Consider the following 25,597-nt stretch of genomic DNA (forward strand, 5'->3'; position numbering starts at 1 on the left):
GTCGCACTCGGAACGACGACCGGGGCCGTCAGTGACCTTAGACGTCGTCCTCCCCGACCGGGCCTCCCTCTGCCTCCCACGCGTCGATCATCTCGACCTTGGTCCGCGTGAACTTGCGACGCACACCCACTCCCCCTCGGTCGCTCTCCGGGATGAACCGAGCACCGAAGTAGGCCAGGGCGTCGGCCAACGCCTGCACCTCGGCCGCGTCGAGTGCGCCCACTCCTCGTTCGTACTCGCGGATCCGTTGCTCCTCCAGTCCGGAGCGCAGCGCCACCACCTTGGTGGAGACGAGGCACAACGCGCGCGCCGCGCGCGCCAGACTCGGGTCCATGAACAGTTCTCTCTGAGGCATGACCCCATGGTGCCAAATCTGACACCGCAGGGCCGCCCGCGAGGAGTCAGCGCATCCTCTGGGAGATGACCTTGGAGATACCGTCGCCCTGCATCGACACGCCGTAAAGCACGTCGGCCACGTCCATGGTGGGCTTCTGGTGGGTGATGACGACGAGCTGGCTGGTCTCCCGCAGCTGTTCGAACAGCCCGATGAGCCGCCGCAGGTTGGTGTCGTCGAGCGCAGCCTCGACCTCGTCCATCACGTAGAACGGGCTGGGGCGGGCCTTGAAGATCGCCACCAGCATCGCGACCGCGGTGAGCGACTTCTCGCCGCCGGACAGCAGCGACAACCGCTTGACCTTCTTGCCCGGGGGTCGTGCCTCCACCTCGATTCCGGTGGTGAGCATGTCGTCGGGCTCGGTGAGGATCAGCCGGCCCTCCCCGCCGGGGAAGAGCGTGGAGAAGACACCCCGGAACTCGCGTTCGACGTCCACCCACGCCTCGGTGAAGATCTGTTCGATGCGCTCGTCGACGTCGTCGATCACGCCCTCGAGGTCGGCACGCGCCTTCTTCACATCGTCGAGTTGGGTGGACAGGAACGCGTAGCGCTCCTCCAGGGCGGCGAACTCCTCCAAGGCCAGGGGATTGACCTTGCCGAGCGTGGCCAGGTCCTTCTGCGCCGACCTGAGACGACGCTCCTGTTCGGCGCGCACGAACGGCATCGGCGGCGGCGGGGTCACGTCCTCACCGCGCTCGCGGGCGGCCTCGTACTCCTGCATCTCCAGTGCCGACGGAGGCAGGTCCTGGTCGGGGCCGTACTCGTCGACGAGAGCCTCCGGCTCGATGCCGTGGCGTTCGAGCACCGCCGCCTCGAGTTCCGAGACCTTGACCTCGAGCTGAGCCCGGACGATCTCGTCGCGGTGGGCGGCGTCGCCCAGGCGCGAGACCTCGGACTCGGCCGCCGCGAGGTCGCTGCGCAGCGCGGCGACCGTTGCTGTGGCCTCGGCGCGCGCCGTCGAGAGCCGATCCCGCTCGGCGCCGGCGGAGGTGATGAGTTCATCGAGCCGGGCGAGCAGCCGCCCGCTGAGTTCGTCGACCACGCCGGCGACCTCCGCACCCCGGCGCCGCTGCGCCGCCGCTCTGGCCGCCCGGGCCCGGGACTCCCGTTCCGCCTGCGCGGCCCGCCGCAGGGAGGCCGACTTCCCACGGACTCCGGCGGCCCGCTCCTCCGCGGACCGGTGCGCGAGCCTGGCCTCGAGTTCCGCGGCCCGGGCCGAGGCCACGGCGGCCTGCGCGGCACCGCGCCCGTCGTCCTCGGGTGGCCGGACCTCGTCGTCGTCATCCCCGGCCCTGGCGAGTCGGTCGGTCAGCTCGGCGTGTTCGGCGCGCGCGGCGTCGAGTTTGTCCACGGCGATCCGGCGGGTCTGCTCCAGGCGCCGCACCTCGGCCTCGGCACGGCGGCGCCGCTTACCGATACGGGCGAGCTCCGCGTAGATCTCCTCGATCGCGGCGTCGGACTCGCTGATGGCGGCGAGCGTCTCGGAGAACCGGTCCGCCCGCTCGGTGTCCTCGGCCGCGGCACCCGCCAACTCGGCCCGGGTGGTCTCGATCTCGGCCCGCACGGCGTCACGCTCGACGACAGCGGAGTCGATCGCCGACTGGATCTCCAACCCGGTCCGCCCCGACGCAGACCCGCCAACGGTCCACCCCGCGCCGGCCAGCTCCCCGTCGCGGGTCACCGCGCGCACGCGGCGGTCCGCCTCGACCTGGGCGTGCGCGGCGGCGAGGTCGTCGACCACGACCACGTCGACCAACAGGGCGGTCACCGCCGCCACGAGGTCCTCCGGGACGTCCACCACGTCCAGCGCCCAGCGTGCTCCGCCGACCAGGTCCACCTCCAGTCGGTAGTCGCCACCCGGCGCCCCGGCTCCCACGAGACCGGCCCGGCCCGCGTCGGCCTCCCGCAGCGCCGCCAGGACCTGCCGGCGGTCCACGGAGGTGTCCACGACCACCGCGTCGACGGCCGGCCCGAGGGCGACCCCCACGGCGCGTTCCCAGCCGTCCCGGACGCCGAGCATCTCCCCCACCGTGCCGGCGACGGCGTCGGATCCGAGGTGTCGCAGGACCCATTCGGCGCCGTCCCCGGCGCCCTTGTTCTGCTCGAGCGTCTCGATCCGGGCGGCCAACCGCGCGATCCGCTGGTCGGCCTCCCGCTCGATCGCCTGCAACTCCGCCAGCCGGGCCCGGGCCGCCAGGTGGGCGCGCTCGGCCCGCCCCAGGTGCTCGTCGAGGGTCCGCTCGCTCTGCTCGTGTGCTCCCACCCTGGCGTGAACGGCGTCGAACTCGGCCTCGGCGTCGATCACGGCGGTGCGGGCCACCTCTGCCTCCGCGTCCACGCGCGCGATCTCGGCCTGCGTGGACTCCACTCTCGCGGCGAGAGTCTCGACCTTGCCCGCGAGCCTGGCCACCCCCTCCCGGCGGTCCGCGATCGCCCGGACGGCCTTGAGGTGCTCGGCCTCGAGCGCGGCGAGCGTCGACTCGGCCCGGCCCAACGCCTCGGTCGCGAGACGGGCCTTCTCGGCGGCGGCGTCGACCTGCGCGGCGAGGTCCTCCTCGTGGGCGGCGGCCCGCTCGGCCTGTCGGTCGAGCTCGTCGGGGTCGGTGCCGTGGTGCACGGCGACCTCGGCGGCGAGCGAGCGCGCGCGGTCGGCGGCGATGCGGGCGGTGGCGCGCGCCCGCTCGGCCAGGGTCGACAGGGCGAACCAGCGTTGCTGCGCGGCGTCGGCATCCGGGGTCAACCGATCGAGCTCGGCCTGTGTCTCCGCGACGGCGCGCGTCAGTTCGTCTCTGCGATCGACGGCCGCGGCCACCCGCTCGGCCAGCCGTGAACGCACGCTCTCGGCGTCGGCGAGTTCACGTCTGCGGGTCACCAGGTCGTCGGCGGCCAGTCGGAACGTGGCGTCCCGCAGGTCGGCCTGGATGGTCTGTGCCCGGCGCGCGACCTCGGCCTGCCGACCCAGCGGCTTGAGCTGACGCCGCAGTTCGGTGGTGAGATCGCCCAGCCGGTCCAGGTTGCCCTGCATCCCGGCGAGCTTGCGCTGGGCCTTCTCCTTGCGGCGCCGGTGCTTGAGGATGCCGGCGGCCTCCTCGATGAACGCGCGCCGCTCCTCCGGCTTGGACTCGAGGATCTCGGCGAGCTTGCCCTGCCCGACGATCACGTGCATCTCACGACCGATGCCCGAGTCCGACAGCAGTTCCTGCACATCCATCAACCGGGCGCGGTCGCCGTTGATCTCATACTCCGCCGCGCCGTCGCGGAACATCCGGCGGGTGATCGACACCTCGGCGTAGTCGATCGGCAGGGCGCCGTCGGAGTTGTCCAGGGTGAGGGTGACCTCCGCGCGCCCGAGTGGCTGCTTTCCCGCGGTCCCCGCGAAGATGACGTCCTGCATCTTGCCGCCGCGCAGCGACTTGGCGCTGTGCTCACCCATCACCCAGGTCAGCGCGTCGACGACATTCGACTTCCCGGACCCGTTGGGCCCCACCACGCAGCAGATGCCGGGTTCGAATCTCAGGGTCGTGGGCGCCGCGAAGGACTTGAAGCCCTTGAGCGTCAGCGACTTGAGATACACGGTTGTCGATCCTAGGTCAGCGTTCGACGAATCCCGGGAGTCCGCCCCGGGCCGGCTCCCAGGTGTCGACGACGAGGTCCACATGGCCGGGGGTCCCGCCGCCGCGGAGGAGTTCCAGCAGCGCACGGCACGCTGACTCCGGTCCCTCCGCGACCACGTGGACGCGACCGTCCGGCTTGTTGGCCGCGTACCCGCTCAGGCCAAGCTCGAGGGCCCGACTGCGGGTCCACCAGCGGAATCCCACGCCCTGGACGCGGCCGTGGACCCAGGCCACCATCCGCACCATCTCGGGTCCCGGTGCGCTCATGCCGCGCCGCCGCCGGTCTCGAACCCCAGCGCGATCTCGGTGCCGGCGGTCAGGGTCCGGCCGACGGTGCACGCCTTGTCCACCGAGCGTCGGATCATGCCCACCAGTCGCTCGGCCATCGCCGGGTCGAGCCCGGACAGGTCGAGTTCGTAGGTCTCCTCCAGCAACGGGTACCGCTCGTTCTCGCGGTCGGCGTCGCCGGAGACGCGGACGGTTGCGGCGTAGTCGTCGCCCAGCCGCCGGGAGATCGTGAAGTCCGAGGCCATGGCCGTGCACGCGCCGAGGGCGATCTTGAGCAGCTCGCCCGGGGTGAACACCCCCTCGACGTCGGCCGATCCGATCTCGACCCTGGCCCCCCGGGCGGACGTTCCCACGTAGCGCCGGGTCCCGATCCGCTCGACGCGGAGGTCGGGGTCGGGGTGTGCGGCCTGCGGCGCGGGCGTCTGCGGCGTGGTGTGCGGGGTGGTGTGTGAGGTCGACTCGGTCATGCGGTCATCGTACGACCGGACCGCCGGCCGACCGCCCCGCGGCAGCGCCCCGCCGCGGTGCACGACTCCGGCGCGGCGCGGGCTGACAGACCGGGCAGAAGTGCGAACCGCGGTTCATGAAGTCCTCCCGCACCAGGGCCGCCCCACATCGCGCGCAGGGCAGACCCGCGCGGCCGTAGACGTCGAGGGACCGATCGAAGTAGCCCGACGCGCCGTTGACGTTGACATAAAGCGCGTCGAACGAGGTGCCGCCGGCCTCCAGCGCTTCCGTCATCACCTCACGCGCGTGCTCGAGCACCCCGGTGACGACGCGGAGCGTCACCCCGCCGGAGCGCCGGCGGCCGTGGAGTCCGGCACGCCACAGCGCCTCGTCGGCGTAGATGTTGCCGATCCCCGACACCACGGTCTGGTCCAGCAGGAGTCGCTTGATCTCGGTGTCCCGGCGCCGGATCGCACGCGCGGCCGCGTGGGGATCGAAACCGGTCTCGAAGGGGTCCGCCGCGATGTGGGCCGCGGGCGCCGGCAGCAGCGCACCGGTGCCGTCGAGTGCCTCCGCCAGCGGCACGACGGTCCACCCCCCGAACGTCCTCTGGTCGACGAACCGCAACTCCCTGCCGTCGTCCAGTTCGGCACGGGCGTGCAGGTGGCGCACCGGCGGCGCCCCACGGTCGGTGACCAGCATCTGCCCGCTCATCCCGAGGTGGACCAGCAGACAGTCCGCGCCGACGGCGTGGTCGGAATCCAGGGTGAGCCACAGGTACTTGCCGCGCCGACGGGCGCCGCTGACGGTGCGGCCGGTCAGGCGTGCGACGATCTCCGCGGCCCCGCCGGGCTGCCGACGCGCGGTCCGGGCGCCCGTGACCTCGACCGCGGTGATCTCCCGGCCCACGACGTGGTCGGCGAGACCCCGGCGCACGACCTCGACCTCGGGTAGCTCCGGCACGTCAGTCGGCGGTCCCGTCCAGGGCGGCCCACGCCTGCTCGGCGGCCTTCTGCTCGGCCTCCTTCTTGGTGCGTCCGCTCCCCTCGCCCAGGGCCCGGTCGCCGATCGACACCACGGCGGAGAAGACCTTGGCGTGGTCGGGACCGGTGGAGGTGATGTCGTAGTGCACCCTGGGCCTGCCCAGTGAGGCGCACTTCTCCTGCAGGCTGGTCTTCCAGTCCAGGGCCGCCCCGAGGTGCGGGACCACCTGCAGCCGCTCCCCGATGATCCGTTCGATCAGCCCGCGGGCCGCCTCGAGCCCGTGCGTCAGGTACACGGCCCCGAACACCGCCTCGAGGGTGTCGGCGAGGATCGAGTGCTTGTCGTGACCTCCGGTCAACTCCTCCCCTCGGCCCAGACGGAGGTGGCCGCCGAGGCCACCGGGGCCGAGCTCGCGGGCGATGTCGGCGAGGACATAGGTGTTGACCAGGCTGGCGCGGATCTTGGCCAGATCCCCTTCCGGCCTGTCCGGGTAGGACTTGTAGAGGTACTCGGTCACCACCAGCTCGAGCACGGCGTCACCGAGGAACTCCAACCTCTCGTTGTGGGGCAGGCCGCCGTGCTCGTAGGCGTACGAGCGGTGGGTCAGCGCCTGGGTGGCGAGGTCGGTGGGAAGGTCGACACCCAGCACGGAGTCCAGCGGCGACGGTTGCTCCGTCACGCGCGGTCCTCGCCGGCGTCGCCGGCCCCCACGGACCCGAACTTGTCGGCCAGGCCGGCCCAGCGGGGATCGATCCGTCCCTCGTCTGCGCCGGAGACCCCGTCCGGGGCGGGGGTGTCGGGATTGATGCACTCGTCGTGCCCGTAATCGGTGCAGGTGGGCGACATGGGGAACTCGAGTCCGAACGCGTCGACGAGCGCGGGCTCGAGATCGAGCAGATCGCCGTCCAGCAGGCGCACCTCGTCGTGCTCGGCGGCCTCGGCCGCGGCAGTGCCCTCGGCCGCGTACATCTCGGTCAGATCGACGCCGACCGGGGCGACGAACTCGCCCAGGCAGCGCGCGCACTCGACCTCCGCGCGGCCGGAGACCGAGCCGGTCACGAGCACACCCTCGTCGACGAACGTCAGGGTGAGGTCGAGCTCCACCTCGGAGCCCTCGGGGATCCGGATGAGCTCCACGCCGATGGCCGAGGGCAGGACGGCGGCGCGTTGCACCGGCGCGGTCGAGCCGGGCGCACGTCCGAGGACGCGGGTGTCGAGGACGAGCGAATCAGCGGCGGGGCGGCCGTGGCGGGGGGTACGGGAGGTGGAGGACACGCCCAGCAGACTACCCGCCGCCGTCAGTAGTCCCCGTAACCGTCACCCGGGCGGTCGTCCTCGCGGACCCCCCGCCGCCCGGCGGACTCGCGCCGTCCGGTCGGGGTGACCCCGTGCAGTTCCTCGCGGCCCCGGCTGACCGTGCGGATCGTGGTGCCGAGGAACTCCTCGAACCGGGCCATCTTCTCGTCGATGTAGGCGTCGCACTCCTCGCGCCGTCGTTCGCTCTCGGCGTGCGCGGCGTCGCGCACGCGCGCCGCCTCCTCGTCGGCGATCCGGACGACCTCGGACTCGGACAGCATGCGCTGCTGCTCCTGCCGCGCCTCGGTGATCGTGCGGTCGTAGAGAACGTTGGCCTGCTCGACCAGCCTGTCGGCCTCGGCACGGGCACGACTCGTGGTGGACTCCGCGTCGCGCCGGGAGCGGTCGAGCAACTCCGCGGACTCGGCGCGGGCGTCACCCACCAGTTCGTCGGCGTGCGCGGTGGCCTCGGCGACCATGCGGTCGGCGCGGGCCTTGGCGTCGGCGAGCATGGCGTCCGCGTCCTCGCGGGCCTCTCGCAGGGTCCGGTCCGCCTCGGCGTCGGCGGCGGTGACCGTCTCGCGGGCCGTGGCGTCGGCCTCCGCGAGCACCCGGTCGCGCTGGTCGAGCACGTCCTGCGCGTCATCGAGTTCGCCCGGGAACGAGTCGCGGATGTCATCGAGCAACAGCAGGGACTCGTGCCGGGGCACCACGCAGTTCGCGGTCATGGGCAGACTGCGGGCGTCCTCGATCATCGCGTTCAGCTCATCGAGGGCCTGGAACACTCGGTACACGCTCGTCCCTTCACCGGATCGTCACACTTGCCCCACCAGTGTGCCCGCAACACACTGCGGCGGTCCGGTACGCGGGCGGTGTGTCCGGAAGGTCCGGGCCGTACGGCCGCGTGCCCCCTGGCGCGCGCTCAGGCCAGTCGCTCCCTCAGTGCCCGCGCGACCGGGGCCGGCAACAGGTGCGAGACATCGCCGCCGAGCCGGGTGACCTCGCGACACAGGGAGGACGAGACGAACGCCAGGTCCGCTCGGGTCGGGAGGAAGACGGTGTCGACCTCCGCGATCGACCGGTTCATGTGGGCCATCGGCAACTCGTAGTCGTAGTCGGTGGAGTCGCGCAGACCCTTGATCACGGCGGTGGCGCCCTGATCGCGGCAGTAGTCCACGAGCAGTCCGTAGAAGCTGTCCACCCGCACCCCGGGCATGTCGGCGCAGACCTCGTCGATCATCGCCTTGCGCTCGTCGATCGTGAAGGTGCCCTGCTTGTTGGGGTTGGCGACCACGCACACGATCACGTCGTCGAACAGGTCTGCGGCGCGCCGGATGATGTCGAGGTGCCCGAGGGTCACCGGGTCGAAGGAGCCTGGGCACACGACGGTCGTCATGGGGCGACCGTATCAACCGGGCGGGCCATCTCCACGGCGGTCTCGCCGTAGGTGCGCTCGAAGACCACCTCGTACCCGCCCGGCCACCGCACGGCGGGGTCCCGTTTCGACCGCTCCCACACGATGAGCGCGTCGTCCGCCAGCCAGCCACCGGCCGACAGGGCGGCCAGCACCGGTTCGTCCAGTTCCGCGGACCGCTCGTACGGGGGATCGGCCAGGACGAGGTCGAATCCGCCGTCGACCGGGCACGACCCCCTGACCGCGGCGGGTAGCGCCGCCCGTCGCACCGTCGCGCGGAGGGAGGGCGATGACGACGAGGCCCCCGCGGTGTTCTTCTTCAGGCACGCCACCGCCCGGGCGTTCTCCTCGACGAACCACGCCACGTCGGCACCCCTGGAGACCGCTTCGAGCCCCAGTGCGCCGGAGCCTGCGAACAGGTCGAGAACGGCGGCGCCGTCCAGGTCCACCCGGCTGCCGATGGCGCTGAACAGCGCCTCCCGGACCCGGTCCGTGGTGGGCCTGGTCCCGGCCGGCGGCACGGTGAGCGACAGCCCGCGCAGGCGGCCGGAGATGATGCGGGTCATATCTCCCCTGTGGTCGTGGGTCAGTATCTGAACAGGTAGTCGGATTCCTCCGAGCCGGCCAGGCGGCGGACCCGCTCGGCGAGCGCGGGATGGTCGTGCAACCCCGGGTCGGTCCCCAGGATCTCCTCGGCGTGGCGGCGGGCGATCTCGATCACCTCACCATCGTCCACCACCGACAACAATCGCAGCGCCGACAGTGCACCGGACTGGGCGTCCCCGAGCACGTCGCCCTCGCGACGCTGCACCAGGTCCAACTGCGCCAGCACGAAGCCGTCAGAGGTGGCCGCCACAGCGTTGAGCCGCTCTATCGACCGGCCGCCGGTGCGGGAATTCGTCACCAGCAGGCACAGGCCGGGCAGCCCGCCCCGCCCGACGCGACCGCGGAGCTGGTGCAGCTGGCTCACCCCGAACCGTTCGGCGTCCATGACCACCATGACGGTGGCCTGGGGCACGTCCACGCCCACCTCGATCACCGTCGTGGAGACGAGGACGTCGAGGGCGCCGGCCGCGAACGCCGCCATGGTGGCGTCCTTCTCCTCGGGTGGGAGTCGGCCGTGCATGAGTCCGATCCTCAGCCCGGCCAGGGGTCCGGTGGAGAGGTGCTCGTGCAGGTCCACGGCGGCGGCCAGCGGGGGTCGGTCGCCGTTGGTGTCGTCGCCGCCCTTGTCACCGCCGTTCTTATCACCGCCACCGTCCTTCTCCGCGTCGTCGCCGTCGATCCGCGCGCACACCACGTACGCACGGTGCCCGGCCTCCACCTCCTCACGGACGCGCTCCCAGGTCCGCTGGAGCCACCGCGGCTTCTCCCTCGCCGGGACGACGGAGGTGGAGATGGGACGGCGCCCCCCGGGCAGCTCCTGCAGTTCGGACACCTCGAGGTCACCGAAGACTGTCATGGCGATGGTCCGCGGGATCGGCGTCGCGGTCATCACCAACAGGTGCGGCACCAGACCCGCCCGCCCCTTGGCACGGAGGCGGTCGCGTTGTCGGACGCCGAAGCGGTGCTGCTCGTCGACCACCACCAGGCCGAGGTCGAAGAAGTCCACCGAGTCCTGGATCAGCGCGTGCGTCCCCACGACGATCCCGGCCTCCCCGGTGACGATGTCCAACAGGGCCGCGCGCCTCTGGGCCGTGGACATGGACCCGGTGAGCAGCACCACCCGGGTCGCCTGCTCAGCTGCGCCCAATCGTCCGTGCTCACCGAGATCGCCGAGCATCGCGGTCAGGGAGCGGTGGTGTTGGACCGCGAGCACCTCGGTGGGCGCCAGCATCACGCACTGCCGCCCGGCGTCGACCACCTGGAGCATCGCCAACAGCGCGACCACCGTCTTGCCGGACCCGACCTCGCCCTGCAGCAGCCGGTTCATGGGCTCGTCCCGGGCCAGGTCCGTCGAGATCTCGTCCAGCACCGACGCCTGCCCGTCGGTGAGCTCGAACGGCATCCGGGACTCCATGGCCGCGCGGAGCCCGTCCCCGCGTACCGGGCTGGCCGGGGCCGGGTCCCGCGCCACGAACCGACGCCGGGCACCGAGCAGCAGCTGCAGGGCGAGGGCCTCGTCGAAGCGGAGGCGGTACCCGGCCTGGTCCTTCTCCTCCGCGGTGTCGGGCAGGTGGGCCTTGCGCAGGGCGTCGTCGAGGTCCATCAGGCCCGCCACCGACCGGACCGTGTCGTCGAGTGGGTCGACCACCGGCACCAACGCCCGCAGGGCGGTGACCACCGCGCCGAGCAGGTCCCAGGAGGTGACGCCCTCCCTGGCGGCGTACACCGGCAGGAGCGGCCGGTCAAACAGACTGGGTCCTCCCTCCGCGTCGATCTCCGCGGCCAGGCGCGCCAGCGCGGCGAGGTCGCCGGATCCCTTGAGCTGGCCACCCGGACCGGTCGTCGCCCGCAGGACGAGGAACTCGGGATGTTTGAGGTCCAGCGACCGCCGGAAGCGCGACACCGTGCCGTCGAACATCGCCAGTGTCCCCACGGGGAGCATGAACTTGATCTTGCGCCCGGCGAAGAACACCACCCGGAACGTGGTGTCGCCGTCCTCCACCGTGAGGGTGAGCATCTCGCGGGTCTGCCGCTGCTTGGTCTGGTACGTCCGGGTCTGCGCGGTGGTGACCTTGCCGATCACCGTGACCCGCTCGCCGTCGACCAGTTCCCGCTTGTCGTAGCGCTGCCCGTGCTGCCGGTAGCGCCGCGGCAGGGTGTGCAGCAGATCCCCGACCGTGCGGTGCCCCAGAGCCGTGGTGATCCGCTCCGCCAACCCGGGGTCGAGGACCTCGGCGAGCGGGGTGTCCGTGGTGGCGAGGGACGTCATTCGACCCCGACGTGGGCCACGGCCCGTCCGGGGCCGGCCTCGTACCCGACCACCTCGATATCGGGGTGCCGGGACCGGATCCGGGCCAGCGCCGATTCCGTGGCCGCGGCGTCGTAGTCGTCCCCGAGCAGAACGGTCACGAGCTCGCCCCCGGAGGAGAGCATCCGGTCGACGAGTGCGCACACCGCGTCGACGGCGTCCTGCTCGATCAGTGCGACGTCGTGCCCCACCACGCCGAGTAGGTCGCCGGCCGCGCAGCGCCCGACCAGGGTCAACGCGTCCTGCTGCGCCCGGACCAGGTGGGCGTGACGGGTACCGGACGCGGCGTCGGCCATGGAGAACCCGTCCAGTGACAGGGTGGTCGTGGGGTCGTGCACGGCCAGCGCCGCCAGTCCCTGGACGACGGAATTGGTCGGCAGGATCAGCGCGTGCCCGTCGACGTCGCGCAGTGCGGCGTCGAGGGCGCCGATCTGGTCGCGGGACAGTTCGCCGTTCGGCAGCACGAGGAGTTCGTCGGCGTCGACGGCGAGTACCTCGTCGATCACCCCCTCTCCCCGGTCACCCGGGTCGACGGTGTCGGCCCCGGCCTCGGAGAACAACTCGGCCAGCGGTCCCCCCGGCACGATCGCGACGACCCTGCGCAGCCCGGGGTCGCCGGGGCGCGGATCCGCGGTGTCGTGGGCGGGGCCCCGGGCGGGCCGGGTCCCCACGGGGTCGAGCATGTCCGTCACCCGGATCTCCGTGACCCGCCCCAGCGGCAGCGCCGCCTCGATCGCGGCGCCGATGTCGTCCGAGTGGACGTGCACGGCCCACCTCGCGTTGGCGCCGGACCCGCCGTCGCCGACCACGCCCACGCTGTCCCCCACCATGCGAAGCGCGGTCCGCAGTTCGTCCGCGCGCGCGTCATCGGAGTGGGTCAGTGAGTACATCACCTCGTAGCGGGTGCCGTCGGCCTCATCCTGGTCGGTCGAACCGGGCCCGGACGGTGCAGCCGACGCGGCGGGGTCCGGCGGGATGTAGTAGTCCGGGCGATCGGGAGTCTCCCCCACGAGCACCTCGACCATCGCGTCCAGCAGCACCAGCAGGCCGCGACCCCCGGCGTCGACGACGCCGGCCCGGGTCAGCGCCGGCAGTTGGGAGGTGGTCCGGTCGAGAGCGTCCGCGCCGGCGTCCGCGGCCGCCCGGGCGACCTCGATCAACGAGGAGGATGACGAGCGGCCTGCGCCTGCGGCGGCCTCCCGGAGAACGGTGACGATGGTCCCCTCGACCGGGTCGCTCAGCGCATGGTCCACGAGGGTCACCGCGGTCCGCAGCGCGCGCCGGTAGGTGGACGCGTCGACAACGGTGAAGGTGGCCGCTTCACCGACCGCCCGCAGCACCTGGGACAGGATCACGCCGGAGTTACCACGCGCCCCGTGGACGGCGCCGTGACCCAGGGCCACGGCGATCTCACGAGCGCCCGCGGTGCCTCCGCCCTCGGCGATCCACGCGTCCTCGCCCTCGGCGCGATCCACTGCCGCGCGCATGGTGTACAGCAGGTTCGTCCCGGTGTCGGAGTCGGGCACCGGGAAGACGTTGAGGGCGTTGATCTCCTCGCGGCGCGCGGCGAGCTGCTCGACGCACCGCCGCGCCCAGGTGAGCAGACCGTGCGCGTCGAGGGTCGAGGGTCGGTCCTCGACATGTGTCGACTCCTGCGTCATCACCCCTCCTCACCGCGCGCCCACCCCTGCGGTCATGTTCCCGGTCGGCGCGGCCAAGCCTAGTACCCTCACCACTCGACAGCTGTCCGACTAGCCGAGACGGCCGACACGACACGGGAGCACCACATGACCACAGCACTCACCGACACCCCGCTCGTCACCCTCGCCGACGGGGTCCTCACGGTCCCCGTCTCGTTGGAGGGCAAGGGGAACTCGCTCGACTCGGATGCGGTCGACCAGGCGGGCATCGCCCTCCGCGCGCTCCTGGCCGGCGAGATCGACGCCGGAGCGGTGCTGCTGGTGGGCCTGGGGAAGAACTTCTGCAACGGCGGCAACGTCCCGGGTTTCGCGGCCGCCGAGAATCGTTCGGAGCATGTGCGAGAGCTCGCGGACAGGCTGCACGCGGTCGTCCGCATGCTCGATGAGGTCACCGTCCCGGTGGTCGCCGCGGTCGCCGGGTGGGCGGCCGGCGCGGGCGCCTCGCTGGCCATGTCCGCGGACTTCTCGGTCTGCGGGCCGGCCACCCGCCTGTTGGCGGCTTATCCGGGAATCGGGCTCTCCCCGGACGGTGGCATGTCGTGGCGTCTGCCGCGCGCGGCCGGTCAGGCCGTGGCGCGGTCGTTCATCCTCGGGAACGAGCCGATGGACGGCGAGCGCGCGTACCAGCTGGGTCTGCTCACGATGTTCGTCGAGGGCGATGTCCGCGACGCCGCCCGCGACCTCGCGGTGCGACTCGCCGCCGGGCCGCGCGAGTCCTACGCCGCCACGAAGGCGCTGCTGCGTGCCTCGGAGAGCGCCACGCTGTCGGACCAACTCGACGCCGAACGCGATTCGATCGCCCGCCTGGCCGTCTCCCGGGACGGCGTGGAGGGGGTGGACGCCTTCGTCGCCAAGCGCTCCCCCGAGTTCGGACGGGGCTGACCTCCCGGCACTGCTCGCTACATCTATAGAGGGCTGGAGGGGAGACGCCAGTCCACCGGTTCGGCGCCGAGCCGTCGCAACTCCTCGTTCGCACGGCTGAACGGTCGCGACCCGAAGAACCCCCGCGACGCGGACAGTGGCGACGGATGCGCTGACGCGATCACGGGGGTGTCCCCCAGCATGGGCGTCAAGGACTGGGCGTCGCGGCCCCACAGGATCGCCACCATCGGTCGGTCCCGCCCGACCAGTGCCTCGATCGCCGTGGCGGTCACCGCCTCCCACCCCTTCCGACGGTGGGAGGCGGGCTCCCCGGGGGCGACGGTGAGCACCCTGTTGAGCAGCAGGACCCCGTCGCGGGCCCAGGCCCCCAGGTCACCGTGTCCGGGGGCCTCCAGGCCCAGGTCGTCGGTGTACTCGCGGTAGATGTTGACCAGGCTGCGTGGGAGCGGACGCACGTCGCCGTCGACGGCGAAGCTCAGTCCGACCGCATGGCCCGGCGTCGGGTACGGGTCCTGCCCCACGAGGAGCACGCGCACGTCGTCGAACGGCTGGGTGAACGCCCGCAGGACCCGCTCCGCCGCGGGCAGGTATCCCCGCCCGGCGGCCTTCTCGGCGCGGAGGAAATCGCCCATCCGGTGGATCCGGTCCTCGACGGGGGCGAGCGCGCGGGCCCAGCCGGGGTCGAGGAGATCGGCCAACGGGGTGGGCGCGATGTCTCGGTCGTTCATTGCTCAGTCGAGCCGGCGTAGTTCGGCGCGGTAGCGCATGGCGTTCTCGTGGTACATCTGCGTGTTGCCCTCGAGCATCGCGGGGTCCACCTCGTGGCCCTCGCGGATCCTCGCCGGCATCCCCATGGCCATCCGGCGGGCGGGGAGCTCGAACCGCGGCGGCACCAGGCATCCGGCGGCCACGACCGCCCCGGCCCCGATCACCGATCCGTTGAGCACGATCGAGCCCGACGAGATGAGGGCCCCGTCGCCGATGGTCGCCCCCTCGATGTGCGTGTTGTGCCCCACCACGCAGTGCTCGCCGATGATCGTCGGCTCGGTGGCCGTGCAGTGGACGATCGTGCCGTCCTGGATATTGGTCATGGCGCCGATCTCGATGCGCCCGTAGTCACCGCGCAGGACCGCGGTGGGCCACACCGAGACGCCGGCGGCGAGCGTCACCCGGCCGATGACCACCGCATCGGGGTGCACCCACGCATCGGGGGCGATGTCTGGTTCGAGGTCTCCGAGCGCATAGACGGCCATGCCGCCAGCCTAGTTCGCGCCCCTTGCGGAGTCCCAGCCTCCCGGGGTGCGGGGCTCGCCGTCGAGGGTGACCCGGCCGGGATCACCGTGACGGATGGTCCCGATCACCGTGAACTCGGGGGGGACCGTCGCCCCGGGCGGGAAGGTGGCCAGCAGCCCGTGGTCCTCCCCGCCGTCGAGGATCCAGTCCAGGACCTGCCCCCGGGGGTCCGCTGCACCGAGCATGACGGCCGCCTCGACGAGGATCGGGTCGACGGGCAGATCGTCGGTGACGAGCTCGGCCTCGACCCCCGAGGCCCGGGCGAGCCCCGACAGGTCGCGGAGCAGGCCGTCACTGACATCGGTGAGGGACCGCGCGCCGGCCAGCCGGGCGGCGGTGCCGGAGCCGATCGGCGTGACGGGCACCCGGTGAGACTGTTGGAGCGGGCCGTCGGGCTGGCCGGCGAGGAGGAGCGCGAGTCCGGCGGCGGAGCGCCCGGGCGCGCCGGTGAGGGCGACCGTGTCACCCGGCTGCGCGCCGTCGATCCGTAGGGGGCGGGCGCCGTCCGGCAGGGTGCCGATCGCCGTGACTCCGACGACGACGAGGTCCGCCCTGGTGAGATCCCCGCCCACCACGACGGCACCGGACCGCGCGGCTTCTCCGTGGACGCCGGCGGCGAGGTCCTCGATCTGCCCCATGGTCGTCCCGGCCGGCACGGCGAGGGCCACCAGGACACGTGAGCACTCGGCGCCCATCGCCAGGACGTCGGAGACGTTCTGGGCCACCGCTCTCCTGCCCAGGTCGCCCCAGCCGGTGAGGTCGAGGCGGAAGTGGGTGCCCTCGACGAGCATGTCGGTGGTGACCACGGTGGCGGCGGCGGGCCCCAGGACCGCGGCGTCGTCGCCGTTGCCGACCGGGTCCTCCACCCCCGGCCGGTCCACCCCCGGCCGGTCCGTGCCCCGGTGGCTCACCGCGACCCCGCCCGCGTCGCTCAGGACGGCGAGGACCGCGGCCTCGCCCGCCTCGGCGACGGTCAGCGCACGGTCGATCACGGCGGCCACCTCGTCCTCCCGTGCTGTCTCGTCACCGGGGGTACCGGTGTGGGTCTGTAGCGTTGCCGTCAGGCTAGCGGCCGCCTCCGACGACGGCCGCCTGTGGGAGGAAGGACGACGCGACGTGGCTTCGACGGATGCGGATCCCGGGAACCGGTACGACGCGGGCCCGCGGGAGACCGGGGATCCTGCTGCGCGGACGGTTCCGGTCTCGAGGATCGTGGTGGTCCTGGCGGTCGTCATCCCGTTGATCATGCTGGCGGTGGTGTTGGTCATGGTCCGCTCGGTGGGCGACGAGGCCTCGGAGGCGGCGGCGAGCGAGCCGGTGGCCGCGGTACCCATCCCCTCCCCCGGCGCCGGGTCCGAGGAGTGCGCCGCCCTGGTCGAGGCACTCCCGGAGGCCCTCGGTGACGCCGGCCGGGTCGCACTCGTCGAACCCGCGCCGGAGGGCACCGCCGCGTACCGGATGCCCGACGCCGAACCGGTGATCGTCCGCTGCGGGTTGCCGGCTCCACCGACGTTCACGGTGGGCGTGGGTCTCCAGGAGGTCAACGGCGTCCAGTGGTTCAACGAGCCGGATCCGGACCCCGCGGTCACCGCGTCGACCTGGGTGGCCGTCGACCGCCCGCAGTTCGTCGCCGTCACGCTGCCGGAAGGCAGTGGCACCGGCCCGATCCAGGACCTGTCGGCCGCGTTGGTCGAGACGTTCGAGGCCGTGGAGCCGGACCCGGCACCGGTCGGCTGACCCGGTCGACGGGGGCCGACACCCGGCCGCATCGATCCCGGCCCGGTCAGCCCCGGCCGAGCGCGGTCCGCAGCAGGGTGTCGAGCAGACCCGGGTAGTCCACCCCCGTCGCCGCCCACATCTGGGGGTACATGGAGATCTGGGTGAACCCGGGCATGGTGTTCACCTCGTTGATCACCGGCCCGTCGGCGGTGACGAAGAAGTCGACCCGGCTCAGCCCCCGGGCGTCCAGGGCGTGGAACGCCTCCACCGCCATCGCGCGCAGTCGTCCGGTCTCCTCGTCCGACAGGTCGGCGGGCAGGTCGAAGGTGGTGACGTCGTCGAGGTACTTGGTGTCGAAGTCGTAGAAGGCGTCGCCGTCCGACTCCCCGGCGGCACCGGTCGGTTCGCCGGGGATGTGCAGTTCGGCGGGCAGACTCGCCTCGACCCGGCCGTCGGGGTACTCGAGGACCCCGCACTCGACCTCACGGCCGACGATGGCGGCCTCGACGATCACCTTCGGGTCGAAGCGTCGCGCGGCCGCGATGGCCGCGTCGAGTTCCTCCGCACGGGAGACCTTGGTGATGCCGATGGACGAGCCACCGCGGGCCGGCTTGACGAACAGCGGGAGACCGAGGTGGTCGCGGTCCGCGGCCGAGAGCGTCTCCGTGCCCGGCCGCAGGACGACCTGCCGGCCGATCGGCAGGCCCGCCGCGCCGAGTACGACCTTGGTGAACTCCTTGTCCATCCCGGCCGCGCTGGCGAACACGCCGGGACCGACGTACGGGATCCCCGAGAGCTCGAGCAACCCCTGGATGGTCCCGTCCTCGGCGTGGGTGCCGTGCATGACGGGGAACACGACGTCCACCCGGGCGATCTCCTCGCCGGCGCGGTCACCATCCACGAAGCGCAGTACGCCGCGGTCGTCGACCGACACCCCGAGGGCGACCTGCGGGCGGTGCGGGTCGACCTGCGGCATTCTCCGGTCGACGATGCGCAGGTCGGACACGTCTTCCGGGCCGAGCGTCCACGCCCCGGTCTCGGTGATCCCGACGGGAATCACCTCGTAGGCGGAGCGGTCGAGGTGACTCATGACGGCGCCGGCGGAGACGCAGCTCACGGAGTGCTCGGAGCTACGACCGCCGTAGAGGACGGCAACGGTGATGCGGTTCACCGGGCCGAGGCTACTCGGGCTTCGTGCTCCGCCTCATGAGGCGCACCGCCACCTCGACGGCGTCGCCCCCTTCGTGACAGATCTCGTGGATCGCCTCGGTCAGCGGCATCTCCACCCCGACCCGCCGGGAGAGTTCGCGGATCGACGTGCAGGATTTGACCCCCTCCGCCACCTGGCCGTTGGTGGCCTCCTGGGCCTGCTCGAGGGTCTCTCCCCTCCCCAGACGCTCGCCGAAGGTCCGGTTACGCGACAGGGGGGAGGTGCAGGTGGCCACGAGGTCACCCAGTCCCGCGAGGCCGGCGAACGTCATCTGGTTGGCGCCCAGGGCCACACCGAGCCGGGTGGTCTCGGCCAGTCCCCGGGTGACGAGGGTGGCCATGGTGTTGTCGCCCAGCCCCATCCCGGTGGCGATGCCGCAGACGAGGGCGATGACGTTCTTCGTGGCGCCGCCGATCTCGCAGCCCACGACGTCGGTGTTGGTGTACGGACGGAAGTAGGGGGTGGAGAAGGCGTCCTGGAGTCGGGCCGCGCGCTCGTCATCCGTGCAGGCGATCACGGTGGCCGCCGGCTGCCCCTCGGCGATCTCCCTCGCGAGGTTGGGACCGGACAGGGCGGCGATCCTGCTCTCATCGATACCAGTGACCTCGGCGACGACCTCGCTGATACGCAGTAGCGTCCCGGTCTCGATCCCCTTGGCCAGCGAGATGACCCCGGCATCGGGCTCGAGCAGGTCGACCCAGTTCTCGAGGTTGCCACGCAGACTCTGTGACGGGACCGCCAGCACGACCTCCTCCGCACCCCTCAGGACGCGGGCCGGGTCGGTCGACGCGGTGACAGTCGCCGGGAGGACGATGTCGGGGAGGTACTTGGAGTTGCAGTGCTCCTCGTTGATCCCGGCCGCCACCTCGTCGCGTCGGGCCCACATCACGACCTCGGATCCGGCGTCGGCGAGCACCTTGCCGACCGCGGTCCCCCAGGATCCCGCACCCATCACCGCGATCCGCGCCATCATCGCCTCCCGACCGTCGTCATCCACCCGACCGCCCCAGAGGCGGATCGTGGTCAAACGCTACCCGGCGTCGGACGCGCGCGAGGCGCGGCTGGCAGGATGGCGGTCGATGAGCACAGCACGGCGCGGCCCGATGACGGTTGACGGGTGGACGATCGTCGTCCCCGTCAAGTCGCTCGACCGCGCCAAGAGCCGACTGGTCCCCGCCCTGAGCGCCGACGGCAGGCGGTCACTCGTCGTGGCGATGGCCGACGACGTGCTGAGGGCGTGTCGGGACACCCCCGGTGTCGCACGGGTCCGGGTCGTCTCGGCCGACCCCCGCGTGGAGGATCTCGCCGTGCGGTCGGGGGCGGAGTTCGTCCGGGAGCCCGCCGACACGCGCCGCCCGCACGTCGACCCCCTCAACCTCGCCCTGGACCTCGCACTCGCCGACGTCCCCGGTCCGGTCGGGGTGGTCGCCGCGGATCTCCCGGAACTGCGCCCGGACCACCTCGCGCGGATCCTGGACGTGGCCGGCAGACACCCGCACTCGACGGTGGCGGACCACCGCGGGGCCGGGACCACGATGGCCTTCTGGACCACCGCCCCCGGCACGCGCGTGTGCCGGTTCGGCATCGACTCCGCGGCTCGGTTCCGCGTCGGGGGCGGGGCGGTTCCGATCCCGGTGGAGGGTGATCTCGGCGCCGCCGCGCGGGATGTCGACCTCCCCGGCGACCTCGCGGCGTTGCCGGGGAGAACGGTCGGGACCGCCACCGCCGGGATGCTACGGGACCCCGCCGTCCGTCTCCTCGCCCACGCGACCGGGGTATCGGACACAATGGTCCCGTGACCGCCGAACCCAGCGCCCTCCAGGGATTGCCCCGACCCCGCGACCGTTACCTGAACCGTGAACTGAGCTGGCTCGACTTCAACGCCCGGGTCCTCGCACTCGCCGGGGAGAAGGACCTCCCACTGCTGGAGAGGGCGAAGTTCCTGGCGATCTTCGCGTCGAACCTCGACGAGTTCTACATGGTCCGCGTGGCCGGCCTCCAGCGCCGCGACAAGACGGGATTGTCGGTACGGTCCGCGGACGGCCAGACCCCCGCCGAGCAACTCGGCCGTATCAGCCGACGGACCCGGGAACTGTGCGACGAACAGACCCGGTTGTTCGAGGACGAGATCCGGCCGGCGTTGGAGGAGCGCGGGATCCGGATCCTGCCGTGGAGCGAGCTCACCGCGGACGAACGCTTCTCATTGGCGGAATTGTTCCGCAACTCGATCTTCCCCGTCCTCACCCCGCTGGCGGTCGACCCGGCGCACCCGTTCCCGTACATCTCCGGCCTGAGCCTGAACCTCGCGGTCATCATTCGCGATCTCGACTCGGGTCAGGAACACTTCGCCCGGGTGAAGATCCCCCACAACGTCCCGCGGTTCGTCCGGGTCGACCGGGGCGGACAGGACGACTACGTGTTCGTCGCGGCCGAGGACATCATCGCCGCGCACCTGCAGGATCTGTTCCAGGGCATGGAGGTCGTCGAGCACCACGTCTTCCGGGTGACCCGCAACGCGGACATGGAGGTCGAGGAGGACCGCGACGAGGACCTGCTGCAGGCTCTCGAGCGTGAACTCGCCCGCCGCCGCTTCGGATCGGCGGTGCGTCTGGAGATCGCGGAGGACACCACCCCGCGGATGCTCCGAATCCTGCAGCGTGAGCTCGACGTCGATTCGGCCGATGTCATCCGGTTCTCGGGCCTGCTGGACCTCACCGGGTTGTGGCAGATCCACGGTCTCGACCTGCCCGACCTCAAGGACACGCCGATGGTGCCGGCCACTCCCCCGGCGTTCGGTGAGCGGGAGACGGCCCGCAACATCTTCGCCTCCCTCCAGGAGGCCGACGTGCTCGTCGAGCACCCCTACGAGTCGTTCGCCACCACCGTCCAGCGGTTCATCGAGCAGGCCGCCGCCGACGACGACGTCCTGGCGATCAAGCAGACGCTCTACCGCACCTCCGGTGACTCCCCCATCGTCAACGCGCTCGTGGACGCAGCCGCGGCCGGCAAGCAGGTCGTCGCGTTGGTGGAGATCAAGGCCCGGTTCGACGAACAGAACAACATCCGGTGGGCCCGCGAGCTCGAGCAGGCCGGAGTCCATGTCGTGTACGGCCTGCTGGGTCTGAAGACGCACTGCAAGACCTGCCTCGTGGTGCGCAAGGAAGGCGACCGACTCCAGCGCTACGCCCACATCGGCACCGGCAACTACAACCCCAAGACGGCCCGGTTGTACGAGGACGTGGGTCTGTTCACCGCCGACGAGGACGTCGTGTCCGACCTGACGGACCTGTTCAACCACCTCACCGGGTTCTCCAACGTGAGCAAGTACCGGCGGCTGCTCGTGGCGCCGGAGGGCATCCGCTCGGGGATCATCGAGCGGATCGACCGCGAGATCGAGTTGGCCGCCGAGGGCCGACAGGCCGGTATCCGGCTCAAGGCGAACGCATTGGTCGACGAGCAGGTCATCGACGCCCTGTACCGCGCCTCCCAGGCCGGGGTGCCGGTCGACATCGTGGTCCGGGGTATCTGTTCCCTGCGGGCGGGTGTTCCCGGACTGAGCGAGAACATCCACGTGCGCTCCATCCTCGGTCGGTTCCTCGAGCACTCCCGGATCCTCCACTTCCGGGGCGCGGACGAGGCCCTGATCGGCAGCGCGGACATGATGCACCGCAACCTGGACCGCCGCGTCGAGGTGATGGTCACGGTCACCGATCCCCGGCTCAAGGCGCAGATCCACCGCATCTTCGACTCGGCCCTCGATCCGACGACCCGAAGCTTCCACCTCCGACCCGACGCGACGTGGACCCGCATGCCCGCGACGGAGGACTGGGCGGAGTCGGTGGACCACCAGGAACGGACGGCGGCCTTGCACGCGGGGTTCCGGGACCGATGAGCAGGAAGACCAAGGTCCGGGTGGTCCCCGCGGCGGGGGCGGTCCTGTACCGCACGGTCGACGACGCCCCCCTGTGTGCGGTGGTCCACCGGCCGCGTTACGACGACTGGTCCCTGCCCAAGGGCAAGGTCGACGCCGGGGAGTCGTTGCCGGTCACCGCGGTCCGGGAGATCGCCGAGGAGACGGGATTCACCGCGGTCCTACAGTCCCGGATCGGCACCACCGGCTACCCCCTCAAGGAGAACACCCGCAAGGAGGTCACGTACTGGTCGGCGAGGGCCTGCGAGGGGACCTTCGTACCGAACTCGGAGGTCGACGAGATCCGGTGGCTCCCGGTGGAGGAGGCCAAGGATCTGGTCTCCTACCCGTTGGACCGCAAGATCCTCACGCGCTTCTGCGCGGCCCGCCCCGCCGCGAAGACCCTGCTCGTCGTCCGGCACGCCAAGGCCGGCAGCAGGAGTCAGTGGAGCGGGAACGACGACCTCCGTCCGCTCGACAAGACCGGACGCGCGCAGGCCGAGATGCTCGCGCCGATGCTCCGGGCGTTCGGCGTGACCCGGTTGTACAGCGCGCCCAGGGTCCGGTGCGAACAGACACTCGCGCCGCTGGCGGACGAGCTCGGGGTGGGGATCGCCGTCGAGTCGTCGCTGAGCGACGAGGCCTACCTCGACGACCCGACCGCCGCCGTGGCGCGCCTGGCCGCGATCGCCAGCGGCGACGGCGTCGCCGTGGTGTCCTCGCAGGGCACCGCCATCCCGGGGATGATCCGGGACCTCGCGGGCCCTGCCGGCCTCGACGTCGGGGAGGCTTCGACCAAAAAGGCCGGGGCGTGGGCACTGGGGTTCGACGACGCGCGGCTGGTCCACGCCGACTACTACCCCAGCCCGCTACCGCTGTTCTGATCAGAGGTAGCGGGCCGGGCGGTCAGCTGACCTTCTCGCGGTGGGTCACGCCGTTCTTGCGCAGCCCCCCGAAGGACTGATGGGAGCTGGAGCGCTTCGCGGCGAGCCTGTCCTCGGGCAACGACTCCGTGCCCTGGATGACGGACTTGAAGTACTGCCCCGGTCGGAACACCGGGGAGTAGGTGGGCGGGACCGGGATGGACTCGCCCGTGTGGGGGTTACGGGCGACCCGGGCCGCACGCGACTTCTTCTCGAAGATCCCGAAACCCATGATGGTGATGGACTCCCCGGACGCGACCGTCCGGACGATGATGTCGAGAGTGTTCTCCAGCGCCTCGGTGGCGAGCTGGTGATCTCCGCCCATCCGGTCCGCCAGTTCGGCGATCAGGTCGGCTTTGTTCACGTGGGGATCCCCCTTCGGGTGAGTGATGCAGGCGCGGTACCGGTCCGCGCCGGACTAAACATAAGCATACTCACACGCTACTGCCAGCCGGGGGTATTTCGGACGTTAGTCCGAAACGACTTCTTACTTGCCGATCAGCGGGGGATCGTGACCGGCTTGAACGCCGGTCGTCCGCTCTCGAACTCCTCGATCCGGTCGGCTTCCCGCAGCGTGAGGCCGATGTCGTCGAGCCCCTCCATGAGTCGCCACCGGGTGTTGTCGTCGATGTGGAACGGCACGGTGACGTCGCCGGCGGTCACCGTGCGTGACACCAGATCCACGGTGAGTTCGATTCCCGGTCGCTCGTCCATGACCTTCCACAGGAGCTCGACGTTCTCCTGCTCCACCTGGGCGGCCACGAGGCCGGATTTGCCGGAGTTACCGCGGAAGATATCGGCGAAACGGGAGGAGATGACCACGCGGAACCCGAAGTCCATCAGTGCCCATACGGCGTGCTCGCGCGAGGAGCCGGTGCCGAAATCGGGACCGGCGACCAGGACGGAGGCGCGGTCGTACGGCGCCCGGTTGAGGACGAAGTCCGGTTCGCCCGCCCGCCAGGAGGAGAAGAGGCCGTCCTCGAAGCCGGTACGCGTGACCCGCTTGAGGTACTCGGCCGGGATGATCTGGTCGGTGTCCACGTTGGAACGACGCAGCGGGGCGCCGATGCCGGTGTGGGTGGTGATGGGCTCCATGAGATGTCAGGCCCCCTTCGCGGGCTCGAGGTCGACGGGCGAGGCGAAATGCCCCAGTACCGCGGTGGCCGCGGCGACCGACGGGCTGACCAGGTGCGTACGGGCACCCTTGCCCTGACGGCCCTCGAAATTGCGGTTGGAGGTGGACGCACACCGCTGCCCGGGCAGCAACGAGTCCGGGTTCATGCCCAGGCACATCGAGCAACCCGGCTGCCGCCACTCGGCACCGAACGCGGTGAAGATCTTGTCCAGGCCCTCCGCCTCGGCCTGCTCGCGCACACGCATGGACCCCGGCACGATCAGCATCCGCACCCCGTCGGCCACCGTGTGACCGTCGACGACCTCGGCGACCGCGCGCAGGTCCTCGATGCGACCGTTGGTGCACGAGCCGACGAAGACCACGTCCACGGGCACTTCCCGCATCGGGGTGCCGGCCTCCAGGTCCATGTACTCCAGGGCGCTCTCGGCGGCGATCCGTGCGCTCTCGTCGGTGAACGACTCGGGGTGCGGGACGGCGGCACCCAGCGGCACGCCCTGGCCGGGGTTGGTGCCCCAGGTGACGAACGGGGTGAGGGCGTCGCCGTCGATCATGACCTCTGTGTCGAACACCGCATCGTCGTCGGTCCGGAGGCCGTTCCAGTACCGCACGGCCTCGTCCCACTCGTCGCCCGTGGGGGCGTGCGGCCGCCCGTGGAGGTAGTCGTAGGTGGTCTGGTCCGGGGCGATCATGCCGGCCCGGGCGCCGGCCTCGATGCTCATGTTGCAGATGGTCATCCGCGCCTCCATCGAGAGCTTCTCGATGGCCTCGCCGCGGTACTCGATGATGTAGCCCTGCCCGCCGCCGGTGCCGATCTGGGCGATGACGGCCAGGATGAGGTCCTTGGCGGTGACACCGGGCTGCAGCTCGCCGGTGACGGTGACGGCCATGGTCTTGAACGGACGCAACGCCAGCGTCTGGGTGGCCATGACGTGCTCGACCTCGGAGGTGCCGATGCCCATCGCGATGGAACCGAACGCCCCGTGGGTCGAGGTGTGCGAGTCGCCGCACACCACGGTCATACCCGGTTGGGTCAGTCCGAGCTGGGGGCCCACCACGTGGACGATCCCCTGCTCGAGGTCACCCATCGGATACAGCCGGACACCGAACTCCTCACAGTTGCGACGTAGTGTCTCGATCTGGATGCGTGAGGTCTGGTCGGCGATGAGGTTGACCGCGCCGCCGACGATGTCGGTCGGGACGTTGTGGTCCTCGGTCGCCAGGGTCAGGTCAGGGCGGCGGAGCCGACGACCGGCCAGTCGGAGACCGTCGAAGGCCTGCGGGCTGGTGACCTCGTGCACGAGGTGGAGGTCGATGAACAGGAGGTCGGGTCCCCGGGACTCGCCCTCGCCCTCCCCCTTGACCACAACGTGGTCGTCCCAGACCTTCTCGGCCAGGGTCCGCGGTCGCGCGCCTGCGGGCACGGTCTCACTCATCACGCCTCCACTCCACGTCCTGATCAGATCCGATGGATTCT

The 25,597-nt window shown here is 71.5% G+C and carries 25 protein-coding genes; 5 read left to right on the forward strand and 20 right to left on the reverse strand.

Features of this window, described 5'->3' with window-relative positions:
- Nucleotides 1-37 precede the first annotated feature (37 nt).
- From L8M95_RS02330 to L8M95_RS02385, 12 genes are all read right to left on the reverse strand, one after another.
- Complete coding sequence (locus L8M95_RS02330) at nt 38-355, reverse strand: helix-turn-helix transcriptional regulator (RefSeq protein WP_260487735.1); 318 nt, start codon at nt 353-355, stop codon at nt 38-40.
- 46 nt (nt 356-401) lie between these two features.
- Nucleotides 402-3,968 carry a chromosome segregation protein SMC gene (gene smc / locus L8M95_RS02335; protein WP_260487736.1) on the reverse strand — a complete coding sequence of 1,189 codons (3,567 nt, stop codon included), beginning with the start codon at nt 3,966-3,968 and terminating at the stop codon, nt 402-404.
- Between the two features lie 16 nt (nt 3,969-3,984).
- Nucleotides 3,985-4,275, reverse strand: a complete 291-nt coding sequence (locus tag L8M95_RS02340; protein ID WP_260487737.1) for an acylphosphatase — start codon at nt 4,273-4,275, stop codon at nt 3,985-3,987.
- A complete protein-coding gene (locus tag L8M95_RS02345; protein WP_260487738.1) occupies nt 4,272-4,763 on the reverse strand; it encodes an OsmC family protein in 492 nt (163 codons plus the stop codon). Before L8M95_RS02345 ends, L8M95_RS02340 begins: the two co-directional genes overlap by 4 nt.
- 4 nt (nt 4,764-4,767) lie before the next feature.
- Nucleotides 4,768-5,706: a bifunctional DNA-formamidopyrimidine glycosylase/DNA-(apurinic or apyrimidinic site) lyase gene (gene mutM, locus L8M95_RS02350; protein ID WP_260487739.1), complete on the reverse strand. Its 939-nt coding sequence runs from the start codon at nt 5,704-5,706 to the stop codon at nt 4,768-4,770.
- Between the two features lies 1 nt (nt 5,707).
- On the reverse strand, nt 5,708-6,406 hold the full coding sequence (gene rnc, locus L8M95_RS02355) for a ribonuclease III (protein WP_260487740.1): 699 nt from the start codon (nt 6,404-6,406) through the stop codon (nt 5,708-5,710).
- Nucleotides 6,403-7,002: a DUF177 domain-containing protein gene (locus tag L8M95_RS02360; RefSeq protein ID WP_260487741.1), complete on the reverse strand. Its 600-nt coding sequence runs from the start codon at nt 7,000-7,002 to the stop codon at nt 6,403-6,405. The genes rnc and L8M95_RS02360 overlap by 4 nt, the downstream gene beginning before the upstream one ends.
- A gap of 23 nt (nt 7,003-7,025) precedes the next feature.
- Nucleotides 7,026-7,817, reverse strand: a complete 792-nt coding sequence (locus L8M95_RS02365) for a DivIVA domain-containing protein (RefSeq protein WP_260487742.1) — start codon at nt 7,815-7,817, stop codon at nt 7,026-7,028.
- Between the two features lie 128 nt (nt 7,818-7,945).
- Nucleotides 7,946-8,419, reverse strand: a complete 474-nt coding sequence (gene coaD, locus L8M95_RS02370; RefSeq protein WP_260487743.1) for a pantetheine-phosphate adenylyltransferase — start codon at nt 8,417-8,419, stop codon at nt 7,946-7,948.
- The gene (gene rsmD, locus L8M95_RS02375; RefSeq protein ID WP_260487744.1) at nt 8,416-9,003 is read right to left on the reverse strand and encodes a 16S rRNA (guanine(966)-N(2))-methyltransferase RsmD; all 588 of its coding nucleotides are present in this window, start codon (nt 9,001-9,003) and stop codon (nt 8,416-8,418) included. The genes coaD and rsmD overlap by 4 nt, the downstream gene beginning before the upstream one ends.
- A 20-nt stretch (nt 9,004-9,023) precedes the next feature.
- Entirely contained in the window at nt 9,024-11,312 is a 2,289-nt protein-coding gene (recG, locus tag L8M95_RS02380) for an ATP-dependent DNA helicase RecG (protein WP_260487745.1), read from the reverse strand.
- Nucleotides 11,309-13,012, reverse strand: a complete 1,704-nt coding sequence (locus L8M95_RS02385) for a DAK2 domain-containing protein (RefSeq protein ID WP_260487746.1) — start codon at nt 13,010-13,012, stop codon at nt 11,309-11,311. The genes recG and L8M95_RS02385 overlap by 4 nt, the downstream gene beginning before the upstream one ends.
- Before the next feature lie 126 nt (nt 13,013-13,138).
- Here L8M95_RS02385 and L8M95_RS02390 point away from each other — a divergent pair, with 126 nt between their 5' ends.
- The gene (locus tag L8M95_RS02390) at nt 13,139-13,933 is read left to right on the forward strand and encodes an enoyl-CoA hydratase/isomerase family protein (RefSeq protein WP_260487747.1); all 795 of its coding nucleotides are present in this window, start codon (nt 13,139-13,141) and stop codon (nt 13,931-13,933) included.
- A 23-nt stretch (nt 13,934-13,956) separates the two neighbouring features.
- Here L8M95_RS02390 and L8M95_RS02395 read toward each other — a convergent pair whose 3' ends face one another.
- From L8M95_RS02395 to thiL, 3 genes are read right to left on the reverse strand one after another with little or no spacing between them, the layout of a single operon-like run.
- Complete coding sequence (locus L8M95_RS02395; protein ID WP_396119304.1) at nt 13,957-14,661, reverse strand: uracil-DNA glycosylase; 705 nt, start codon at nt 14,659-14,661, stop codon at nt 13,957-13,959.
- A 3-nt stretch (nt 14,662-14,664) separates the two neighbouring features.
- On the reverse strand, nt 14,665-15,186 hold the full coding sequence (locus tag L8M95_RS02400) for a gamma carbonic anhydrase family protein (protein ID WP_260487748.1): 522 nt from the start codon (nt 15,184-15,186) through the stop codon (nt 14,665-14,667).
- A 9-nt stretch (nt 15,187-15,195) separates the two neighbouring features.
- Nucleotides 15,196-16,227 carry a thiamine-phosphate kinase gene (thiL, locus tag L8M95_RS02405; RefSeq protein ID WP_260487749.1) on the reverse strand — a complete coding sequence of 344 codons (1,032 nt, stop codon included), beginning with the start codon at nt 16,225-16,227 and terminating at the stop codon, nt 15,196-15,198.
- Nucleotides 16,228-16,342: 115 nt separating this feature from the next.
- Here thiL and L8M95_RS02410 point away from each other — a divergent pair, with 115 nt between their 5' ends.
- On the forward strand, nt 16,343-16,963 hold the full coding sequence (locus tag L8M95_RS02410; protein WP_260487750.1) for a DUF3515 domain-containing protein: 621 nt from the start codon (nt 16,343-16,345) through the stop codon (nt 16,961-16,963).
- Nucleotides 16,964-17,009: 46 nt separating this feature from the next.
- Here L8M95_RS02410 and L8M95_RS02415 read toward each other — a convergent pair whose 3' ends face one another.
- Nucleotides 17,010-18,116, reverse strand: coding sequence for a D-alanine--D-alanine ligase family protein (locus tag L8M95_RS02415; RefSeq protein ID WP_260487751.1), 1,107 nt, complete (start codon nt 18,114-18,116; stop codon nt 17,010-17,012).
- 10 nt (nt 18,117-18,126) lie between these two features.
- A complete protein-coding gene (locus L8M95_RS02420) occupies nt 18,127-19,125 on the reverse strand; it encodes an NAD(P)H-dependent glycerol-3-phosphate dehydrogenase (protein ID WP_260489134.1) in 999 nt (332 codons plus the stop codon).
- A gap of 109 nt (nt 19,126-19,234) precedes the next feature.
- Between L8M95_RS02420 and cofC the strand changes: the two genes are divergently transcribed.
- The 3 genes from cofC to L8M95_RS02435 are packed head-to-tail and all read left to right on the forward strand — an operon-like array spanning nt 19,235 to nt 22,949.
- Complete coding sequence (gene cofC, locus L8M95_RS02425; protein ID WP_260487752.1) at nt 19,235-19,954, forward strand: 2-phospho-L-lactate guanylyltransferase; 720 nt, start codon at nt 19,235-19,237, stop codon at nt 19,952-19,954.
- Nucleotides 19,933-22,047, forward strand: a complete 2,115-nt coding sequence (locus L8M95_RS02430) for an RNA degradosome polyphosphate kinase (protein WP_396119731.1) — start codon at nt 19,933-19,935, stop codon at nt 22,045-22,047. Before cofC ends, L8M95_RS02430 begins: the two co-directional genes overlap by 22 nt.
- Nucleotides 22,044-22,949, forward strand: a complete 906-nt coding sequence (locus L8M95_RS02435; protein WP_260487754.1) for a bifunctional NUDIX hydrolase/histidine phosphatase family protein — start codon at nt 22,044-22,046, stop codon at nt 22,947-22,949. Before L8M95_RS02430 ends, L8M95_RS02435 begins: the two co-directional genes overlap by 4 nt.
- A 22-nt stretch (nt 22,950-22,971) precedes the next feature.
- On the opposite strand, the gene L8M95_RS02440 is transcribed toward L8M95_RS02435, so the two are convergent.
- The 3 genes from L8M95_RS02440 to leuC form a co-directional block, all read right to left on the reverse strand.
- The gene (locus L8M95_RS02440; RefSeq protein WP_260487755.1) at nt 22,972-23,352 is read right to left on the reverse strand and encodes an HU family DNA-binding protein; all 381 of its coding nucleotides are present in this window, start codon (nt 23,350-23,352) and stop codon (nt 22,972-22,974) included.
- Between the two features lie 134 nt (nt 23,353-23,486).
- Nucleotides 23,487-24,083: a 3-isopropylmalate dehydratase small subunit gene (gene leuD / locus L8M95_RS02445; RefSeq protein WP_260487756.1), complete on the reverse strand. Its 597-nt coding sequence runs from the start codon at nt 24,081-24,083 to the stop codon at nt 23,487-23,489.
- A 6-nt stretch (nt 24,084-24,089) separates the two neighbouring features.
- Nucleotides 24,090-25,556, reverse strand: a complete 1,467-nt coding sequence (gene leuC, locus L8M95_RS02450) for a 3-isopropylmalate dehydratase large subunit (RefSeq protein WP_260487757.1) — start codon at nt 25,554-25,556, stop codon at nt 24,090-24,092.
- Nucleotides 25,557-25,597 lie beyond the last annotated feature (41 nt).

This window comes from Dietzia sp. B32 (assembly GCF_024732245.1).
Lineage (GTDB): Bacteria > Actinomycetota > Actinomycetes > Mycobacteriales > Mycobacteriaceae > Dietzia.

Bases quoted from the DNA above. Each gene is read 5' to 3' on its own strand.
- L8M95_RS02330 (WP_260487735.1), bottom strand. From the start codon at position 355: ATGCCTCAGAGAGAACTGTTCATGGACCCGAGTCTGGCGCGCGCGGCG.
- L8M95_RS02340 (WP_260487737.1), bottom strand. From the start codon at position 4,275: ATGAGCGCACCGGGACCCGAGATGGTGCGGATGGTGGCCTGGGTCCAC.
- L8M95_RS02345 (WP_260487738.1), bottom strand. From the start codon at position 4,763: ATGACCGAGTCGACCTCACACACCACCCCGCACACCACGCCGCAGACG.
- coaD (WP_260487743.1), bottom strand. From the start codon at position 8,419: ATGACGACCGTCGTGTGCCCAGGCTCCTTCGACCCGGTGACCCTCGGG.
- rsmD (WP_260487744.1), bottom strand. From the start codon at position 9,003: ATGACCCGCATCATCTCCGGCCGCCTGCGCGGGCTGTCGCTCACCGTG.
- recG (WP_260487745.1), bottom strand. From the start codon at position 11,312: ATGACGTCCCTCGCCACCACGGACACCCCGCTCGCCGAGGTCCTCGAC.
- L8M95_RS02385 (WP_260487746.1), bottom strand. From the start codon at position 13,012: ATGACGCAGGAGTCGACACATGTCGAGGACCGACCCTCGACCCTCGAC.
- L8M95_RS02390 (WP_260487747.1), top strand. From the start codon at position 13,139: ATGACCACAGCACTCACCGACACCCCGCTCGTCACCCTCGCCGACGGG.
- L8M95_RS02395 (WP_396119304.1), bottom strand. From the start codon at position 14,661: ATGAACGACCGAGACATCGCGCCCACCCCGTTGGCCGATCTCCTCGAC.
- L8M95_RS02400 (WP_260487748.1), bottom strand. From the start codon at position 15,186: ATGGCCGTCTATGCGCTCGGAGACCTCGAACCAGACATCGCCCCCGAT.
- L8M95_RS02420 (WP_260489134.1), bottom strand. From the start codon at position 19,125: ATGGCGCGGATCGCGGTGATGGGTGCGGGATCCTGGGGGACCGCGGTC.
- cofC (WP_260487752.1), top strand. From the start codon at position 19,235: ATGAGCACAGCACGGCGCGGCCCGATGACGGTTGACGGGTGGACGATC.
- L8M95_RS02435 (WP_260487754.1), top strand. From the start codon at position 22,044: ATGAGCAGGAAGACCAAGGTCCGGGTGGTCCCCGCGGCGGGGGCGGTC.
- leuD (WP_260487756.1), bottom strand. From the start codon at position 24,083: ATGGAGCCCATCACCACCCACACCGGCATCGGCGCCCCGCTGCGTCGT.
- leuC (WP_260487757.1), bottom strand. From the start codon at position 25,556: ATGAGTGAGACCGTGCCCGCAGGCGCGCGACCGCGGACCCTGGCCGAG.